At 66.6% G+C, this 18,144-nt stretch carries 19 protein-coding genes; 17 read left to right on the top strand and 2 right to left on the bottom strand.

Going from position 1 to position 18,144, the window contains the following annotated elements; genetic code table 11:
* Nucleotides 1-340: 340 nt before the first annotated feature.
* The 3 genes from rho to prfA all read left to right on the top strand — a co-directional run bounded on the left by rho (nt 341) and on the right by prfA (nt 3,957).
* Nucleotides 341-2,434: a transcription termination factor Rho gene (rho, locus tag AC6CID_RS14010; RefSeq protein WP_072740568.1), complete on the top strand. Its 2,094-nt coding sequence runs from the start codon at nt 341-343 to the stop codon at nt 2,432-2,434.
* A 122-nt stretch (nt 2,435-2,556) separates the two neighbouring features.
* Nucleotides 2,557-2,790, top strand: coding sequence for a 50S ribosomal protein L31 (rpmE, locus tag AC6CID_RS14005; protein ID WP_230810617.1), 234 nt, complete (start codon nt 2,557-2,559; stop codon nt 2,788-2,790).
* Nucleotides 2,791-2,877: 87 nt separating this feature from the next.
* Complete coding sequence (prfA, locus tag AC6CID_RS14000) at nt 2,878-3,957, top strand: peptide chain release factor 1 (RefSeq protein ID WP_498354094.1); 1,080 nt, start codon at nt 2,878-2,880, stop codon at nt 3,955-3,957.
* Nucleotides 3,958-3,984: 27 nt separating this feature from the next.
* On the opposite strand, the gene AC6CID_RS13995 is transcribed toward prfA, so the two are convergent.
* Nucleotides 3,985-4,458, bottom strand: a complete 474-nt coding sequence (locus AC6CID_RS13995; protein ID WP_006552585.1) for a hypothetical protein — start codon at nt 4,456-4,458, stop codon at nt 3,985-3,987.
* 184 nt (nt 4,459-4,642) lie between these two features.
* On the opposite strand from AC6CID_RS13995, the gene prmC reads away from it, so the two are divergent.
* The 13 genes from prmC to AC6CID_RS13930 all read left to right on the top strand — a co-directional run bounded on the left by prmC (nt 4,643) and on the right by AC6CID_RS13930 (nt 15,881).
* Entirely contained in the window at nt 4,643-5,566 is a 924-nt protein-coding gene (gene prmC, locus AC6CID_RS13990; RefSeq protein WP_064062108.1) for a peptide chain release factor N(5)-glutamine methyltransferase, read from the top strand.
* Nucleotides 5,567-5,617: 51 nt separating this feature from the next.
* On the top strand, nt 5,618-6,280 hold the full coding sequence (locus AC6CID_RS13985) for an L-threonylcarbamoyladenylate synthase (protein WP_024103704.1): 663 nt from the start codon (nt 5,618-5,620) through the stop codon (nt 6,278-6,280).
* A 19-nt stretch (nt 6,281-6,299) separates the two neighbouring features.
* A complete protein-coding gene (locus tag AC6CID_RS13980) occupies nt 6,300-7,505 on the top strand; it encodes an MraY family glycosyltransferase (RefSeq protein WP_498354093.1) in 1,206 nt (401 codons plus the stop codon).
* Nucleotides 7,506-7,516: 11 nt separating this feature from the next.
* On the top strand, nt 7,517-7,996 hold the full coding sequence (locus AC6CID_RS13975; protein ID WP_006552589.1) for a Cg1360 family ATP-synthase-associated protein: 480 nt from the start codon (nt 7,517-7,519) through the stop codon (nt 7,994-7,996).
* A gap of 328 nt (nt 7,997-8,324) precedes the next feature.
* Complete coding sequence (gene atpB / locus AC6CID_RS13970) at nt 8,325-9,104, top strand: F0F1 ATP synthase subunit A (protein ID WP_170318521.1); 780 nt, start codon at nt 8,325-8,327, stop codon at nt 9,102-9,104.
* Nucleotides 9,105-9,194: 90 nt separating this feature from the next.
* Complete coding sequence (locus tag AC6CID_RS13965) at nt 9,195-9,443, top strand: ATP synthase F0 subunit C (RefSeq protein ID WP_006552591.1); 249 nt, start codon at nt 9,195-9,197, stop codon at nt 9,441-9,443.
* A gap of 13 nt (nt 9,444-9,456) precedes the next feature.
* On the top strand, nt 9,457-10,020 hold the full coding sequence (locus AC6CID_RS13960; protein WP_006552592.1) for a F0F1 ATP synthase subunit B: 564 nt from the start codon (nt 9,457-9,459) through the stop codon (nt 10,018-10,020).
* Nucleotides 10,021-10,025: 5 nt separating this feature from the next.
* Complete coding sequence (locus AC6CID_RS13955; protein ID WP_024103705.1) at nt 10,026-10,841, top strand: F0F1 ATP synthase subunit delta; 816 nt, start codon at nt 10,026-10,028, stop codon at nt 10,839-10,841.
* Nucleotides 10,842-10,901: 60 nt separating this feature from the next.
* A complete protein-coding gene (atpA, locus tag AC6CID_RS13950; RefSeq protein ID WP_006552594.1) occupies nt 10,902-12,545 on the top strand; it encodes a F0F1 ATP synthase subunit alpha in 1,644 nt (547 codons plus the stop codon).
* A 48-nt stretch (nt 12,546-12,593) separates the two neighbouring features.
* Entirely contained in the window at nt 12,594-13,577 is a 984-nt protein-coding gene (locus AC6CID_RS13945; RefSeq protein ID WP_006552595.1) for a F0F1 ATP synthase subunit gamma, read from the top strand.
* A gap of 6 nt (nt 13,578-13,583) precedes the next feature.
* The gene (atpD, locus tag AC6CID_RS13940) at nt 13,584-15,032 is read left to right on the top strand and encodes a F0F1 ATP synthase subunit beta (protein WP_016692470.1); all 1,449 of its coding nucleotides are present in this window, start codon (nt 13,584-13,586) and stop codon (nt 15,030-15,032) included.
* A gap of 6 nt (nt 15,033-15,038) precedes the next feature.
* The gene (locus AC6CID_RS13935; protein WP_006552597.1) at nt 15,039-15,407 is read left to right on the top strand and encodes a F0F1 ATP synthase subunit epsilon; all 369 of its coding nucleotides are present in this window, start codon (nt 15,039-15,041) and stop codon (nt 15,405-15,407) included.
* Nucleotides 15,408-15,446: 39 nt separating this feature from the next.
* Complete coding sequence (locus AC6CID_RS13930; RefSeq protein WP_024103706.1) at nt 15,447-15,881, top strand: DUF2550 domain-containing protein; 435 nt, start codon at nt 15,447-15,449, stop codon at nt 15,879-15,881.
* Between the two features lie 10 nt (nt 15,882-15,891).
* Here AC6CID_RS13930 and AC6CID_RS13925 read toward each other — a convergent pair whose 3' ends face one another.
* Nucleotides 15,892-16,464, bottom strand: a complete 573-nt coding sequence (locus tag AC6CID_RS13925; RefSeq protein WP_019288973.1) for a cob(I)yrinic acid a,c-diamide adenosyltransferase — start codon at nt 16,462-16,464, stop codon at nt 15,892-15,894.
* A 58-nt stretch (nt 16,465-16,522) separates the two neighbouring features.
* Between AC6CID_RS13925 and murA the strand changes: the two genes are divergently transcribed.
* Entirely contained in the window at nt 16,523-17,803 is a 1,281-nt protein-coding gene (gene murA, locus AC6CID_RS13920) for a UDP-N-acetylglucosamine 1-carboxyvinyltransferase (protein WP_019288974.1), read from the top strand.
* Nucleotides 17,804-18,144: the final 341 nt, after the last annotated feature.

The raw sequence follows: 18,144 nt of genomic DNA, 5'->3' as shown, positions 1-18,144 counted from the left end.
GGGTGGTGCAACACACACGTCCCATCTGGCACGGCGATTCTTGCTCTACGTACAGATCGTCGCTATTCTGTGGGGTGTCCGCACGTCGTGCGTATCAGTCGCCGGATTCTCCAGGGTAATCACTCCAGCTCCATCGGGGCGTCGAGCCTGGATCGATCCTCACCTGCTCCCGGATCCGGGAGGGGGACAGACCGCACCTACCGGATTTCGGTGTGGTGGCGGACGTGCCGACCGTTCGTTTTCCCTGAACTCGTACGGCAAATCCCAGCTCAGTGGACGAACTGATCTGCGGGACGAACCCTCTGCTGCGCATGAGCGAGCGAGGGAAGGAAGGATCTCCGTGACAGATACGGACCTGATCACTACACCTGCTCTCGACATTCCCGAGGCCGGTAGCCGGACGACCACGCGCGGTCGCCGCGGAGCAGGCCTTTCGGGCATGGTGCTTGCCGAGTTGCGGACTCTTGCCGCCGAGCTCGGAATCAAGGGCACCTCCGGGATGCGCAAGGGTGATCTCATCGCTGCGATCAAGGAGAAGCAGGGAGGCGGCGCCGCCGCACCTGCCGAGCAGCCTGCAGCCGAGAAGACCGCTGCCCCCGAGAAGACCGACGCGGCAGCGAAGACCGAGACGGCGGGGAAGCCCGAGACTGCCGACAAGCCCGAGGGAGCACCCTCGCGTGGCACCCGCGGTCGCCGTGGCCGTGCCGCCACCGACGAGACCGCCGCGCCCGAGCAGAAGGCCGACGCCGCACCGGCCGAGCAGAAGGCCGACGCCGAACAGGCCGAGCAGAAGGCCGACGTGAAGCACGGTGAAGAAAGCTCGCAGGAGAAGCCGCAGGGCGGCCAGACCCCCAGTGGCGACAACGAATCCGACGGTAACCGCCGCGGCCGTGGCCGTCGCGGACGCCGCGGTGGCGACAACGCCGACCAGAACCAGCAGACCGAGGGTGCCGACGCGTCCGAGGACGGTCGCCAGGATCGCGACTCGCAGCGCGACAAGGTCCAGGATCGCGACTCGCACCGCGAGCGTGGCCAGGACCGTAACTCCGGCGACGGCTCCTCGCGCCGCGACCGTAACCAGGGCGACCGTAACCAGGGTGACCGCAACCAGGACGCCGGCGATCGCGACGGCGGTAACCAGGGTCCGCGCCAGGGCCAGGACAACCGTGGGGGAGACGACGAGGAAGGTGGCCGCGGTCGTCGGGGTCGTCGCTTCCGTGAGCGTCGTCGTGGACGCGACCGCGGCGAGAGCGGTTCGGACTCGCGCGAGCCCGAGATCCGCGAGGACGACGTCCTGCAGCCGGTCGCCGGCATTCTCGACGTCCTCGACAACTACGCGTTCGTCCGCACCTCCGGCTACCTCGCCGGCCCGAACGACGTGTACGTGTCGATGAACATGGTGCGCAAGAACGGCCTGCGCCGCGGCGACGCCATCACCGGCGCCGTGCGGGTCCCCCGTGAGGGCGAGCAAGGCAACCAGCGTCAGAAGTTCAACCCGCTGGTTCGTCTCGACACCGTCAACGGCCGCGAGGTCGACTCGGCCAAGCGCCGCCCCGAGTTCAACAAGCTCACGCCGCTGTACCCCAACCAGCGACTGCGCCTCGAGACCCAGCCGAACATCCTCACCACGCGCGTGATCGACCTGGTCATGCCGATCGGTAAGGGTCAACGTGCACTCATCGTGTCGCCGCCGAAGGCCGGTAAGACCACCGTCCTCCAGGACATCGCGAACGCGATCGCCGTCAACAACCCCGAGTGCTACCTGATGGTCGTGCTCGTCGACGAGCGTCCCGAAGAGGTCACCGACATGCAGCGTTCGGTGAAGGGTGAGGTCATCGCCTCGACCTTCGACCGGCCGCCGTCGGATCACACCTCGGTCGCCGAGCTCGCCATCGAGCGTGCGAAGCGTCTCGTGGAGATGGGCCAGGACGTCGTGGTGCTCCTCGACTCCATCACCCGTCTCGGCCGCGCGTACAACAACTCGTCGCCGGCATCCGGACGCATCCTCTCCGGTGGTGTCGACTCGACCGCGCTGTACCCGCCGAAGCGTTTCCTCGGTGCCGCCCGCAACATCGAGAACGGCGGATCGCTCACGATCATCGCCACCGCGATGGTCGAGACCGGTTCCACCGGCGACACAGTGATCTTCGAGGAGTTCAAAGGCACGGGTAACGCCGAGCTCAAGCTCGACCGGAAGATCGCCGAGCGGCGCGTGTTCCCGGCGGTCGACGTCAACCCGTCCGGTACCCGCAAGGACGAGCTGCTCATGAGCCCCGACGAGTTCGCCGTGGTGCACAAGCTCCGCCGCGTGCTTTCGGGCCTCGATTCGCACCAGGCGATCGATCTGCTCATCGACCGGCTCAAGAAGTCCAAGACGAACATCGAGTTCCTCATGAATGTGGCGAAGACCGCACCGGGGGCACTCGACGACTGACGTCGGCGCCCCGGGGAATTTCCTCCCGGGGCCCTACGTTTGGCATAATCGGCAGGCTCAGTCCGGCTCCGGTTCACGTCTTCGACCCGCGAAGGCGACCCGGCGGCCATGAAAGGGACACCATGAAGGCAGGAATCCACCCCAACTACGTGACGACGACCGTCGTCTGCGGTTGCGGTAACACGTTCGAGACGCGCAGCACCAAGGAGTCGGGACGTATCAACGTCGAAGTCTGCTCCAACTGCCACCCGTTCTACACCGGCAAGCAGAAGATCCTCGATACCGGTGGACGCGTCGCGCGCTTCGAGGCTCGCTACGGCAAGCGTGCTCCGAAGAAGGCCGCTTCCGACAACTAGCTGTCACGCCGACGCCCGGTACTGCCCTCGTGCAGGCCGGGCGTCGGCTTTTTCATTGCAAGACCGAAATCAGAGCGGAGCACACTCATGGCGGGGCAGACCAAGCCGTCGGCCATCGACGACATCCTGGCCGAACACGCGGGTCTGGAGCAGCAGCTGTCCGACCCGTCGCTGCACGACGATCCTGCAGCAGCGCGTCGGGTGGGCAAGCGGTTCGCCGAACTCGCCCCCGTGATGTCGACCTACAACGCTCTGAAGCAGGCCCGCGAGGACCTCGAGGCGGCGCGCGAACTCGCCGCCGACGACGCGACTTTCGCATCCGAGGTCGACGACCTCGAGGCGCAGGTCGCCGAGCTCGACCGCTCGCTCACCGACCTGCTCGCCCCGCGCGACCCGCACGACAGCGACGACGTGGTCCTCGAGGTCAAGTCCGGTGAGGGCGGCGAAGAATCCGCCCTGTTCGCCGGCGATCTCACCCGGATGTACACGCGCTACGCCGAACGTGCCGGTTGGCGCGTCGAGGTCCTCGGTGCCACCTACTCCGATCTCGGCGGCTACAAGGACGTCACGCTGTCGATCAAGTCGCGGACCGACGTGCGCGACGGCGTGTGGTCCCGCCTGAAGTTCGAGGGCGGCGTGCACCGCGTCCAGCGTGTGCCCGTCACCGAGTCGCAGGGACGTGTGCACACCTCCGCGGCCGGCGTCTTCGTCTACCCCGAGCCCGACGAGGTCGAGCAGGTGCAGATCGACGAGAGCGACCTGCGCATCGACGTCTACCGGTCGTCCGGCAAGGGTGGTCAGGGTGTCAACACCACCGACTCTGCCGTGCGCATCACGCACCTTCCCACCGGCATCGTGGTGACCTGCCAGAACGAACGCTCGCAGCTGCAGAACAAGGCCCGCGCGATACAGGTCCTCGCGGCGCGCCTGCAGGCAGCGGCCGAAGAAGCTGCCGAGGCCGAGGCGTCAGCGGGTCGCGCCAGCCAGGTCCGGACCGTCGACCGGTCGGAGCGCATCCGCACCTACAACTTCCCGGAGAACCGGATCACCGATCACCGCATCGGCTTCAAGTCCCACAACCTCGACGCGGTGCTCGACGGCGAACTCGACGCGCTGCTCGACGCCCTGGGCGCCGCAGACAGAGAGGCCCGGCTCGCGGCGGAGTAACCGCGAACCGGGCTCGTCGCCAGGGGATCAGGCAGGAGTGTCGTCGCCCTGACCGGCCTCGCCGTCCTCGACCGCCGCCGGTGGAACGTTCGTGAGATCGACGCCCGGCAGCAGGAAGCAGCCCTCGCCGCCGGCGTTCTGATGGGCACCCCAGACTGCGCTGACGACGAGTCCGTCACCGGTCTGGAGAGCGACGGCAGGTTCCTCCTCGTCGATTGCGTCCGGAAGGACACCACCACCCAGCTGCAGCGTCCTCAGGTTCACCCAGCTGATCTGGCCTCCTCCGCTGCCCTCCTGCTCGATCTCGTACTCGATCTGGCCGGGCTCCGCGTCCTCCTCGGCGAGAGCGGTCTCCGTGTCGACCACGCCGATACCCGCCGGGCATCCGATGGGGATCGGCTGGAAGTCGATGGGCTCGGCACTCGCGAGAGCAGGGGCCGCGAAGGCGGTCGCACCCGCAGCGGCAAGGACGGTGATTCCACGCACAGTCCGCGTCTTCATGGAGCAATCCCTTTCTGTCGATGAAACCGACCGGAAGGTATCGGTCCTCGTTCGGGTGCCCATCCCGCCGTGCCGTCAATCACGTTGTCGGAAACACCCTCGATGTCCGGTCCGGGTGTTCTGCGTGCAATGCGAGGGCTACCTCGGCGTAGTGCAGGTACGAGGTCGTGGCACGCTGTAAGGCGTGAGCCGTCAACCTCTGCGCCTGGCCATCATCGAAGCGGCATCGGTCCTCGAGGAAGCCGGAGTCCCGAGTCCCCGGGTCGACGCCGAACTTCTCGCAGCGCACCTGCTCGGCATCGAGCGCGGGCGACTCGGTCTGGTCCCGCTCGTCGAGGCGACGACCATCGACGCCTACCGCTCGATGGTCGAACAGCGGGCGAAGCGGATTCCTCTGCAGTACATCACCGGCACCTCGCCGATGGGGGAGATCGACCTGGCAGTGGGGCCGGGGGTGTTCGTCCCGCGACCCGAGACGGAACTGCTGCTCGGCTGGGCGCTGGCCTTCCTCGAACGACACGGCAGCCGCAACCCGGTCGTCCTCGACCTGTGCACCGGATCCGGCGCGCTGGCGCTGGCGATCGCGCATGCGCGTCCCGACGCCGAGGTCCACGCCGTCGAACTCGAAGCGAAGGCTCTCGCCTGGGCGCGTCGGAACGCCGAGACCCGCGCGGAGGAAGGGGACTCCCCGATCCGGCTGTACCAGGGCGATGTCACCGACCGCATGCTGCTCACCAACCTCGAAGGCAGTGTCGACCTGGTGGTCGCCAACCCGCCCTACATCCCGGAAGGAGCCGACCTCGAACCCGAGGTGGTCGAACACGATCCGCACTCGGCGCTCTTCGGGGGAGCGGACGGACTGTCCGTCATCCGGCCCATGGTTTCCAACATTGCGCGGTGGCTGCGGATCGGGGGAGCGGCAGCGGTTGAGCACGACGACACGCACAGCCTGCTGGTCGCCGAACTGTTCGAGCAGCGTCGGGTGTTCGGCGACGTCGTGCGGCACCCCGACCTCGCCGGGAAGGCCCGCTTCGTGACCGCGCACCGTGTTCCCACGGCGGTGGAGGCCGACCGCATGAAGTCGGTACGGTCTGCGGCGGACGGCTGACGGGCAGGACCCGTCCGGTGCCGATTGCGGCCGAAGTGGAAGGATGAGCGCGTGAGCACCGTGTACGACTGCAACAACGAAGCTTCGCGCGCCGCCGGACTCAACGCGGCGCGCGGCGCACTCAAGGCCGGACGACTCGTCGTCGTACCCACCGACACGGTGTACGGCATCGCTGCCGACGCCTTCGACTCCGACGCCGTAACGGCGCTCCTGCGCGCGAAGGGGCGCGGCCGCGACATGCCGGTGCCGGTCCTCGTCGGCTCCTGGACGACCATCGACGGTCTCGTCGCCTCGGTGCGTCCCGAGGCGCGGGAGTTGATCCGCGCGTTCTGGCCGGGCGGACTCAGCCTCGTGGTGCACCAGGCACCGTCCCTGGCCTGGGATCTCGGCGACACCCGCGGCACCGTCATGCTCCGCATGCCGCTGCACCCCGTCATCCTGGAACTGCTGCGCGAGGTCGGTCCGCTCGCGGTCTCCAGCGCCAACGTCTCCGGTCGGCCCCCCGCCACGAACGTCACCGAGGCGCGCGAGCAACTCGGAGCATCGGCGAGTGTCTATCTCGACGGTGGCCCGGCAGAGCACGGGGTCGCATCGACGATCGTCGACCTCACGGGCGACCGCCCGCGCATCCTGCGCGAAGGCGCGGTGACGGCCGAAGCACTCGCGGAGGTGCTCGGCGACGATCCCGAGCGCCTTCGGTCCGGCGGGGAGTAGCGGCGGAGGAACGGAGCACGTGACTGCAGCCGACACCACCGCCGTACTGCTCGCCCAGGCCGGGCGCGGCGCCGGCGTTCCCATCCGGGAGCTTCTCCTCGTCCTGCTCACCGCCGCGGTGGTGACCTTCCTCGCGACCGGTGTGGTGCGGATCCTCGCGCTGAAGTTCGGAGCGGTCGCCGTTCCCCGCGACCGCGACGTGCACGTGACCCCGACCCCGCGGATGGGTGGGGTCGGCATGTACATCGGCCTCGTCGCGGGAATCGTCTTCGCTCAGCAATTGCCTGCCCTGACAAGGGGTTTCGAATTCACCCCGGATATGGGGGCGGCGCTCGCCGCGGCCTCGATCATCGTCGTCGTCGGCATCGTCGACGACCGCTGGGGACTCGACGCGCTCACCAAGTTCGCCGGCCAGGTCACCGCGGCCGGCGTGCTCGTGATCATGGGCGTGAGCTGGATCGTCATCTACGACCCGTTCAGTGCCTCGACACTCGTACTCGACCAGCTCCAGGGCGGTCTCATCACCGTCGCCGTCGCCGCGGTGACGATCAACGCGATGAACTTCGTCGACGGGCTCGACGGACTCGCGGCCGGACTGGGTCTCATCGCCGCACTCGCGATCTGCGCGTTCTCCGTGGGTCTGCTGCTCGATCAGGGCGGCGACGTCTCCGCCTACCCGCCGGCCCTCATGGCCGCGGCCCTCGCCGGCGCCTGCCTCGGCTTCCTGCCGCACAACTTCCAGCCCGCCAAGATCTTCATGGGCGACTCCGGGTCCATGCTCATCGGTCTCATGCTCGCCGCAATCTCCACAAGCGCCTCGGGCCTCATCCCGCTCAGCGCCTACGGTTCGCGCGACCTGCTCGGTCTGCTCTCGCCGCTGATCCTGGTCGGTGCCGTGATGTTCATCCCGATCCTCGACCTGCTCCTCGCGATCGTGCGGCGCACCCGGGCCGGCGTCAGCCCCTTCAGCCCCGACAAGATGCACCTCCACCACCGCCTGCTGCAGATCGGGCACTCGCACCGTCGCGTGGTGCTGCTGCTCTACCTGTGGGTCGGAATCCTGGCCTTCGGGGCTGTCGGTTCCTCGCTGCTCGACCGGCGGGCGGTGGTGTTGATCCTCGCAGGCGGTCTCGTGTTCGCCCTCGTCGTGACCGCTGTGCCGTCGCTGCGGCGGCACGACGAGTCGGGGGAGACGCCGCCGGGGCACTCCCGAGAGGTCGGTTAGGCTCGGATATCGTGACGAACCCGGATCATCCCGAACCCGACCACGGCCTGCCCTCGCTGCCCGACCCGATCGCGCCGATGCGCGCGGCCGTGCGGTACGGCGCCCTCGGTCTTCTCGCGCTCGCCGTCGTGGCGTCGGTGATCTCGGTGCTCGTCGCCGGGATGCCCGGTCTGTGGGGTGCACTCATCGGAGCGGCCGTCGGCGGAGGGTTCATCCTCTTCACCGCACTCGGCGTTCTCCTGACGTCGAAGATGCCGGCGATGACCGCCGGAGCCGTACTTCTCGGCACCTGGCTGCTGAAGCTGATCCTCGCCATCGTCGTGATGGGCTCGCTCGACTCGCTCGACTTCTACAACCGCAACGCGCTCGTCCTCACCATCGTGTTCGCCCTGGTCATCGTTCTGGGAGCCGAGACCTACGGGGTGCTCTCGCAACGTGCCCTGTACGTCGATCCCCAGGCGTCGTCCGGATCCGACAACGACGATCGGTAGTAGCACCGCTTGTCCATAACCCCCCACGTAGGAACCCACCTACGCACTGTCGTAGAGCAGTTGGTAGGGTGAGTTCTACGAGAGTGACGCTGCCCGCATCGGGTTCGAAGAGGGTGCGCAGTTGTGACTTCGTAGGCGGTCGTGTTCAAATGGCCGCCGAGTCGACGAGAGTCGCCGACACCGGCAGGAAGCGGGACCGTTCACGCGGTTCGGACCACTGGCGAATACGCGAGCCGACCTGGTCGACTTCTGGATCGTCAATGTCCGATCGAACCGCAGACGGCATGCCTGCGGCCGACTACGGGAGAGAGCGCTGAGCGTCACCACCTTGGCAGCCGGAGAATTCCACGCGCCGTCACTAGCTGATTTTTTCCCACCGGCAGTCCTGTTCGAAGGAACCCCCTTCGAGATGGACCGGTTGATGCTCATCCGCGTCGCCGTCGCCCTGATCGTCGCGCTGTTCTTCTTCTTCGCGTTGCGGAGTCCGAAGATCGTGCCGCGGGGCGTGCAGAACGTCGCCGAGATCATGCTCGACTTCGTCCGGATCCACATCGCCGAGGACATCCTCGGTAAGGAACAGGGACGCCGGTTCCTCCCGGTGATCGTCACCATCTTCTTCCTGGTGGTCGGTCTGAACCTGACATCGGTCATCCCGTTCCTCAACATCTCGTCCAACGCACGAATCGGTATGCCGATCGTGCTCGCGGCACTCGCCTACATCGTCTTCAACTATGTGGGCATCAAGAAGTACGGATTCTTCCGCTACGTCAAGAGCAGCATCGTCATCCCGAACCTGCCGCCCGCTCTCCACGTGCTGGTGATCCCGATCGAGTTCGTCTCGACGTTCATTCTGCGGCCGTTCACACTGACCATTCGTCTCATGGCCAACATGCTGGCCGGTCACATCATGCTCGTGCTGTTCTTCAGTGCCACGCAGTTCTTCTTCTTCGATTCCGACGGCTTCATGAAGGTGTTCGGCATCGGTTCTCTCATCGGCGGAATCGCGTTCACCTTCTTCGAGCTCCTGGTGATCGTCCTGCAGGCCTACATCTTCGCGCTGCTCACCGCGGTGTACATCGACCTGGCCCTGCACGCCGAAGAGCACTAGCTCGACGAACGGCACGACCCACATCTACACAAAGACTGACTCGGTTGCCGACTCCCGGGGCCGAGCCACAAGAAAGGGAATGGAACACCAATGAGCGTTGCGCTTCAGGCAGCAGACGTCCTCGCCCAGGAGACCACGATCTCGGGTGCAGGCGCCATCGGCTACGGCCTCGCCGCCATCGGCCCCGGCATCGGCATCGGCATCGTCGTCGGCAAGGCGATCGAGGGCATGGCTCGTCAGCCCGAGATGGCCGGCCAGCTGCGCACCACGATGTTCCTCGGTATCGCCTTCACCGAGGCCCTCGCGCTGATCGGCATCGTCGCCGGCTTCATCTTCTGATCCGACGATCACAATGGCTGACAGCATCCTGATCCTCGCGGCAGAGGAAGGGGAGACTCCCAATCCCCTTCTCCCCGCGACATACGACATCGTCTGGTCGCTGGTCGCCCTGATCCTCGTCGGATTCGTCTTCTGGAAGTTCGTGCTTCCGATGTTCCAGAAGGTGCTCGACGAGCGTTCGGAGCTGATCGAAGGCGGCATCAAGAAGGCAGAGGAAGCTCAGGCGGAGGCTGCGGCCGCGCTCGAGCAGTACCGTAGCCAGCTCGCCGAGGCTCGCACCGAGGCGGCGCAGATCCGTGAAGAGGCCCGTGCACAGGGCCAGCAGATCATCGCCGACATGAAGGCGCAGGCCCAAGAGGAGAGCGACCGTATCGTCGCCGCCGGTCACAACCAGCTGCAGGCCCAGCGCCAGCAGATCGTGGCCGAGCTGCGTAGCGATCTCGGACGCAGCTCCGTGGATCTCGCCGAGAAGATCCTCGGCGAAGCGCTCGCGGACGACGTGAAGCGTGCCGGCTCGATCGATCGGTTCCTCGACGAACTCGACTCCCTCAGCGCTGACTCTGCATCCGGAAAGTGAGCACCATGTACGCAGCAAGCCGTGAGGCACTCGCTCATACGCGTTCCGCGTTGCAGTCCGCCCTGGGCTCGGGTGCCGCGACTGCCGCTGCGGCTCAGGCCGGTTCCGAACTCTTCTCGGTGGTCGAGGCGCTCGACAGCCAGCGCGCCCTCCGGACCGCGCTGGCCGACGCCTCGGCCCCGGCTGCCGTTCGCGAGCGGCTGGCCGAGCAGGTCTTCGGCGGCAAGGTTTCGGCCCAGACCCTCGCGACCGTCAAGGCCGCAGCGGGACAGGACTGGTCGGCACAGTCCGACCTGACCGACTCGCTCGTCCAGCTCGGCCGTGAGGCACTGCTGAAGGCCGCAGCGGACCAGGACCAGCTCGACACCGTCGAGGACGAACTGTTCCGCCTCGGTCGCATCGTGGCAGGCGACCCGGAGCTCGAGCAGACGCTCTCGGATCGCAGCACCCCGGCTTCGGCCAAGCGTGATCTGCTGACGCGCCTGCTGTACGGCAAGGTCACCGCAGTCACCGAGGCGCTGGCGGTCCACGCGGTCGGTCGGCTGAGCAAGTCGCCGGCCGAGACGTTCGACGAGTTGTCGGCGCTCGCCGCGGCCCAGCGGGACCGTGCCGTCGCGCACGTCCGCAGCGCGGCACCGCTCGATGCGAAGCAGGAGGAGCGGCTCACCGCGACCCTGACCCGCATCTACGGGAAGCCTGTGACGGTTCACGTCGAGGTCGATCCCGAGCTTCTCAGTGGATTGGTCGTCCGGGTGGGCGACGAGGTCATCGACGGTAGTGCCGCGGGTCGACTCGCTGCAGTGCGCAAGAGCCTCACGTAGTCCACTACCGAACACACACATAGATCTTTTCGAAGACCAGATACCGAGAGCAGGAAGAACATGGCGGAGCTGACGATCTCCTCCGACGAGATCCGTAGCGCGATTGACAATTACACCGCGAGCTACTCCCCGGAGGCCTCCCGCGAGGAGGTCGGCGTGGTCGTCGACACCAGTGACGGCATCGCGCACATCAGCGGTCTGCCGTCGGCGATGGCCAACGAGCTGCTGGAGTTCCCCGGTGGCGTCCTCGGCGTGGCCCTCAACCTCGAGGCCACCGAGATCGGTGCCGTTATCCTGGGCGACTTCCAGACCATCGAGGAAGGCCAGGAAGTCAAGCGGACCGGCGACGTTCTGTCGGTGCCGGTGAGCGACAACTTCCTCGGTCGAGTCGTGAACCCGCTCGGTCAGCCGATCGACGGCCTCGGCGACATCGAAGCCGATGAGACCCGCGCCCTCGAGCTGCAGGCCGCGACCGTGCTGGAGCGCCAGCCGGTCGAGGAGCCGCTGCAGACCGGCATCAAGGCCATCGACGCGATGACCCCGATCGGCCGTGGCCAGCGTCAGCTCGTGATCGGCGACCGCAAGACGGGCAAGACCGCCGTCTGCATCGACGCGATCCTGAATCAGAAGGCGAACTGGGAGACCGGCGACCCGAAACAGCAGGTCCGCTGCATCTACGTCGCGATCGGCCAGAAGGGCTCGACCATCGCGGGTGTCAAGCAGGCACTCGAGGAGAACGGCGCGATGGAGTACACCACCATCGTCGCGGCTCCGGCCTCCGACTCCGCCGGCTTCAAGTGGCTCGCCCCCTACACCGGTTCGGCCCTCGGCCAGCACTGGATGTACCAGGGCAAGCACGTCCTCATCGTGTTCGACGACCTGACCAAGCAGGCCGAGGCCTACCGCGCCATCTCGCTGCTGCTGCGTCGTCCGCCGGGCCGCGAGGCATACCCCGGCGACGTCTTCTACCTGCACTCGCGTCTGCTGGAGCGCTCCGCCAAGCTCTCCGACGAGCTCGGTGGCGGCTCGCTGACGGCCCTGCCGATCATCGAGACCAAGGCGAACGACGTGTCGGCCTACATCCCGACCAACGTCATCTCCATCACCGACGGCCAGGTCTTCCTCGAGTCCGACCTGTTCAACAAGGGTGTCCGCCCCGCCATCAACGTCGGTATCTCGGTTTCCCGAGTCGGTGGCGCCGCCCAGACCAAGGGCATGAAGAAGGTCTCCGGTTCGCTGCGTCTCGAGCTCGCGCAGTTCCGTGAGCTCGAAGGCTTCGCCGCCTTCGCCTCCGACCTCGACGCCGCGTCGAAGGCTCAGCTCGAGCGCGGTCAGCGTCTCGTCGAGCTCCTCAAGCAGGACCAGTACGCGCCCATCGCAGTCGAGGACCAGATCGTGTCGATCTACCTCGCCGGCGAAGGTGTCTTCGACTCGGTTCCGGTCGAGGACGTGCGTCGCTTCGAGACCGAGCTCCTCGAGGATCTGCACCGCAACGCCGCAGGCGTCTACGAGCAGATCGCCGGTGGCAAGGCCCTGTCCGACGAGTCGATCGAGGCCCTCCGCGCCGCGACCGCCAAGTTCAAGGAGGGCTTCATCGCCTCCGACGGCAGCCGTGTCGTGAACGAGGCAGAGGCCGAGGCCCTCGGTGCCGACGAGATCCAGCAGGAGCAGGTCTCCGTCAAGCGCACCACCGTTCGCAAGTGAGCGGGGAGTCCATGACCCAGCGTCCAGTGAAGGGAGTGTGATCGACGAATGGCGAACTTGCGCGAACTGCGCTCGCGGATCAAGTCGGTCAACTCGACCAAGAAGATCACCAAGGCGCAGGAACTGATCGCGACGTCGCGTATCACGAAGGCCCAGGCCCGAGTGGCAGCGTCCAAGCCGTACGCCGAGGAGATCACCAAGGTGCTCTCCGAGCTGGCGAGTGCGTCGGCCTCGTTGGATCACCCCCTGCTCAACGAGCGCGAGAACCCCAAGCGTGCCGCAGTGCTGGTCGTGACCAGCGACCGCGGTATGGCCGGCGGTTACAACTCCAACGTCCTCAAGGAAGCCGAGGAGCTGCGTCAGCTGCTCCTCAGCGAGGGCAAGGAGCCTGTGCTGTACGTGATGGGCGGTAAGGGCCTCGGCTACTACACGTTCCGTGAGCGTGAAGTGGCCGCTGCCTGGACGGGCTTCTCGCAGGACCCCCGTTACACGGACGCCGCGAAGGCGAGCCGTCACCTGGTCGAGCTGTTCATGGCGGGTTCGGGCACCGAGGTGCCCGCACCGAACGGCGAGGGCACCATCGAGGGCGTCGACGAACTGCACATCGTCTACACCCGCTTCGTGTCGATGCTGACCCAGACCCCCCAGGTTCGCAGAATGGCTCCGCTCGAAGTGAGCATCACCGAGGACGAGATCGACCTCGGCGAGGACATGCTCACCGACGGACGCCGCGCCACGGACAACGAGGGACCGCAGGCCGTGTACAACTTCGAGCCGGAGGCCGGAGTTCTGCTCGAGGCTCTCCTGCCGAAGTACATCAGCACGCGCATCTACGCGTCGCTGCTGGACGCGGCGGCCTCCGAGTCGGCAGCCCGTCGTACCGCCATGAAGGCCGCGACGGACAATGCCACGGAATTGGTGAACACCCTCAGCCGTCAGGCGAACCAGGCCCGGCAGGCCCAGATCACCCAGGAAATCAGCGAGATCGTCGGCGGTGCCGGTGCGCTCGCCTCGAGTGCAGGAAGTGACTGAACCACAATGACCGCAGCAGTAACCGACAACAACGCCGGTGCGGCGTCGGCCCTTGCCGGGCGCGTCGTCCGCGTCATCGGCGCCGTCGTCGACGTGGAATTCCCGCGTGGCGCCGTGCCCGAGCTGTTCAACGCCCTGCACGCAGAGGTCACTCTGCCGTCCGTGGCGAAGACCCTGACCCTCGAAGTCGCGCAGCACCTGGGTGACAACCTGGTCCGCACGATCTCGATGCAGCCCACCGACGGCCTGGTGCGTGGCGCCCCCGTCAGCGACACCGGCAAGCCGATCTCGGTTCCCGTCGGCGACGTCGTCAAGGGCCACGTGTTCAACGCGCTGGGCGACTGCCTCGACGCGCCGGGCACCGGACGCGACGGCGAGCAGTGGGGCATCCACCGCAAGCCCCCGGCCTTCGACCAACTCGAGGGCAAGACCGAGATCCTCGAGACCGGCATCAAGGTCATCGACCTGCTGACCCCGTACGTGAAGGGCGGCAAGATCGGTCTGTTCGGTGGTGCCGGTGTCGGCAAGACCGTTCTGATCCAGGAGATGATCACCCGTATCGCGCGTGAGTTCTCCGGTACGTCGGTGTTCGCCGGCGTCGGTGAGCGCACCCGTGAGGGCACCGACCTCCACCTCGAGATGGAAGAGATGGGCGTCCTCCAGGACACCGCCCTCGTCTTCGGCCAGATGGACGAGCCGCCGGGCACGCGTATGCGCGTCGCCCTGTCGGCCCTGACGATGGCGGAGTACTTCCGCGACGTCCAGGGACAGGACGTGCTCCTGTTCATCGACAACATCTTCCGCTTCACGCAGGCCGGCTCGGAGGTTTCGACCCTCCTCGGCCGTATGCCGTCGGCCGTGGGTTACCAGCCCACGCTCGCGGACGAGATGGGTGAGCTCCAGGAGCGCATCACCTCGACGCGTGGCCGCTCGATCACCTCGCTGCAGGCGATCTACGTGCCCGCCGACGACTACACCGACCCCGCGCCGGCCACGACGTTCGCTCACCTCGATGCGACCACCGAGCTCTCGCGTCCGATCTCGCAGATGGGTATCTACCCCGCTGTGGACCCGCTGACGTCGACCTCGCGAATCCTCGAGCCGGGCATCGTCGGTGCCGACCACTTCCGGGTGGCCAACGAGGTCAAGCGCATCCTGCAGAAGTACAAGGAACTGCAGGACATCATCGCCATCCTCGGTATGGACGAGCTCTCCGAAGAAGACAAGGTCACGGTCGCCCGTGCCCGTCGTCTCCAGAAGTTCCTCGGCCAGAACTTCATCGTCGCCGAGAAGTTCACGGGTCAGCCGGGTTCGGTCGTGCCGCTCGCCGACACCATCGAGGCCTTCGACCGCGTGTGCAAGGGCGAGTTCGACCACCTGCCCGAGCAGGCGTTCAACAGCTGCGGTGGACTCGACGACGTCGAGGCTGCAGCCAAGAAGATCGCCGGAAAGTAGGCCACCGTGGCTGAGATGAGCGTGGACATCGTTGCCGTCGAGGAGCGTGTGTGGTCCGGATCGGCGACTCTCGTCACCGCCCAGACCACCGAGGGCGAGATCGGCATCATGCCCGGTCACGAGCCCGTGCTCGGCCAGCTCGTCGAGGGTGGCGTCGTGTCCGTCAGGACCGCGGACGGTGAGCGGATCGTCATGGCCGTCCATGGCGGATTCCTCTCGGTGACCGCGACGACGGTGACGGTGCTCGCCGAAGCCGCCGACCGCGTGGAGGACATCGACGTCGAGGCAGCCAAGTCGACTCTGAACGATGCAGATCGTGACGAGTCGGAGATCGCAGCGGCCCGCGGCCGCCTGCGGGCTGTCGAACGAGCCTGATCGTCGAACAACGAGAAGCCGCGACGGAGCCGACGAGCAGTGTCACCTGGATTTCTGATTCTCAGTATCCTTGTGGTGCTGCTCGCGGTCTCCGTCGCGGCTTTGTTGTACCGCCTCTTTGCCCTGCGCGGCGGGGGTACCGCCGCCATTCTGCGAGTGATGCCTCAGAACGAGGGTTCCGGCTGGAGGCACGGAATCGTTCGGTACGGCGACGAGACACTCGCGTTCTACAAGCTTTCGAGCCTTCGGCCCGGACCCGACGTACGACTGACCCGTCAGGGCATCGATGTGCGTTCGCGACGGAAGCCGGAAGGCAGTGAATTCGACATCATGACCGAGGACATCGTGATCCTCGATGTGATCGACCGCGACGACTCGTACGAGATCGCGCTCGACAGCGGCGCTTTGATGGCCTTCATGTCCTGGGTCGAATCCAGGCCCGACGGCCGGTCGCAGCGCCGCCGCCCCCTCTAGAGGGACTTCTTCACGCGCCCGCTCCCGGCTTCCACAGCACGTCGCCGTCCGGGTTCGCGATCCGGCCCAGGATGAACAGCAGATCCGAGAGCCGGTTCAGGTACTTCGCGGGCAGGACGTTCGTGTCGTCCGGAGCCGCGTCCACCGCCGCCCACGCCGACCGTTCCGCACGTCGTGCCACCGTCCTGGCGGTGTGCAACAGAGCCGCCCCCGGCGTGCCGCCCGGAAGAATGAACGAGTTGAGCGGTTCCAGCTCCTCGTTGAATTCGTCGCACCAGCCCTCGAGCCGGTCGATGTACTGCTGGGTTATCCGCAGCGGCGGGTACTTCGGGTTCTCGACCACGGGCGTCGACAGATCCGCGCCGGCATCGAAGAGATCGTTCTGAATCTGTCGGAGTACCGGGACGAGCCGTTCCGGGAGCGCTCCCAGTGCGAGGGCCACACCGATCGCCGCGTTGGTCTCGTCGCAATCGGCGTAGGCGACCAGACGAGGATCGTTCTTCGAGACGCGCGAGAAGTCGCTGAGCCCCGTTGTTCCGTCGTCTCCGGTGCGCGTATAGATCCGTGTCAGGTGGACTGCCATGCGCGTCACGGTACCGGCTCTGCTCTTCCCGCGGACACGCCCGTTACGCTGTGTCGTTGTGAGTGAACGCTTTCTTGTCACAGGTGGGAACCGCCTTTCCGGCGACGTCGTCGTCGGGGGTGCCAAGAACAGCGTCCTCAAGTTGATGGCTGCGGCGCTGCTCGCCGAGGGCACCACCACGATCACCAACTGCCCCGACATCCTCGACGTGCCCCTGATGGCCGACGTCCTGCGTGGACTCGGCTGCGAGGTCGAACTCGAAGGCGACGCCGTACGCATCACGACGCCTGCCGAACCCGAGTACCGCGCAGACTTCGCGGCAGTGCGGCAGTTCCGGGCGTCGGTCTGCGTACTCGGCCCGCTGGTTGCACGCTGCCGCAAGGCGATCGTGGCGCTGCCCGGCGGCGACGCCATCGGCTCCCGTCCGCTCGACATGCACCAGGCGGGTCTGCGACTGCTCGGCGCCCATTCGTCGATCGAGCACGGATGCGTCGTCGCGGAAGCGGACGATCTGCACGGTGCCACCATCCGTCTGGCGTTCCCTTCGGTGGGAGCGACAGAGAACATCCTCATGGCCGCGGTCCTCGCCAAGGGGGATACGACCATCGACAACGCGGCCCGCGAACCCGAGATCGTCGACCTGTGCAACATGCTCGTCCGCATGGGGGCACGGATCACCGGTGCGGGCAGTACGACGCTGCGGGTCTCGGGAGTCTCGTCCCTCCGTCCCACCGAGCACCGGTGCATCGGCGACCGGATCGTTGCGGCGACGTGGGGGATCGCAGCTGTGATGACGCGGGGCGATATCGCCGTCCGTGGCGTCAATCCGAAGCATCTCGCGTTGGTGCTGGACAAGTTGCGCAGTGCCGGCGCCGAAGTCATGCCGTTGGCAGACGGATTCCACGTCGTGCAGAAGGAGCGGCCCCGTGCCGTCAACTTCGCGACGTTGCCGTATCCGGGATTCCCCACCGACCTGCAGCCCATGGCCATCGGTCTCGCGGCCATCGCCGACGGGACGTCGATGATCACCGAGAACGTCTTCGAAGCACGGTTCCGGTTCGTCGAGGAGATGGTGCGTCTCGGAGCGGACGCCCGCACCGACGGCCACCACGCGGTCGTGCGGGGAGTGGAGCAGTTGTCGAGTGCTCCCGTGTGGGCATCGGACATTCGTGCGGGCGCAGGTCTGGTGCTCGCCGGCCTGTGTGCGGACGGGGTCACGGAAGTGCACGACGTCTACCACATCGACCGTGGTTATCCGCGGTTCGTCGAGATCCTCCAGGAGCTCGGCGGAACCATCGAGCGGGTGGGTGTCGAGGAAGGCCGACTTCTGTCTCACTAGGGAGGAAACCCTGTTCGGGCCCTGTGTCCGGCGTCACCGGAAGCGATTTCGGTCCGGTCGGCGCCTCTCGGAGACATTCACCTGGGCTTTTCTCAAGGACTACCCCCTCTGAACAGGCGATTTGGCAGGGAGTTGATCCTCGCGTAACTTATTCCAGGTCAGAGCGACACGGACACCGACCCGGGCCGAGAGGAACGGGACAACGAGGTTGGACGAAGGCGCCTGAACTTGGTTACGAGCCCCCGATTCTTCTGGTAAGGTCGGTGGCCCCGGAGGTCGAAGAGACCTCTTGATGGACAATCACCCCGGAGTGAACGAATCGGAAGGTTCGGGAGCGATGG

It is taken from the genome of Rhodococcus sp. GQ147, from assembly GCF_059759155.1.
This window is presented reverse-complemented; position numbering and strand designations above follow the sequence as displayed.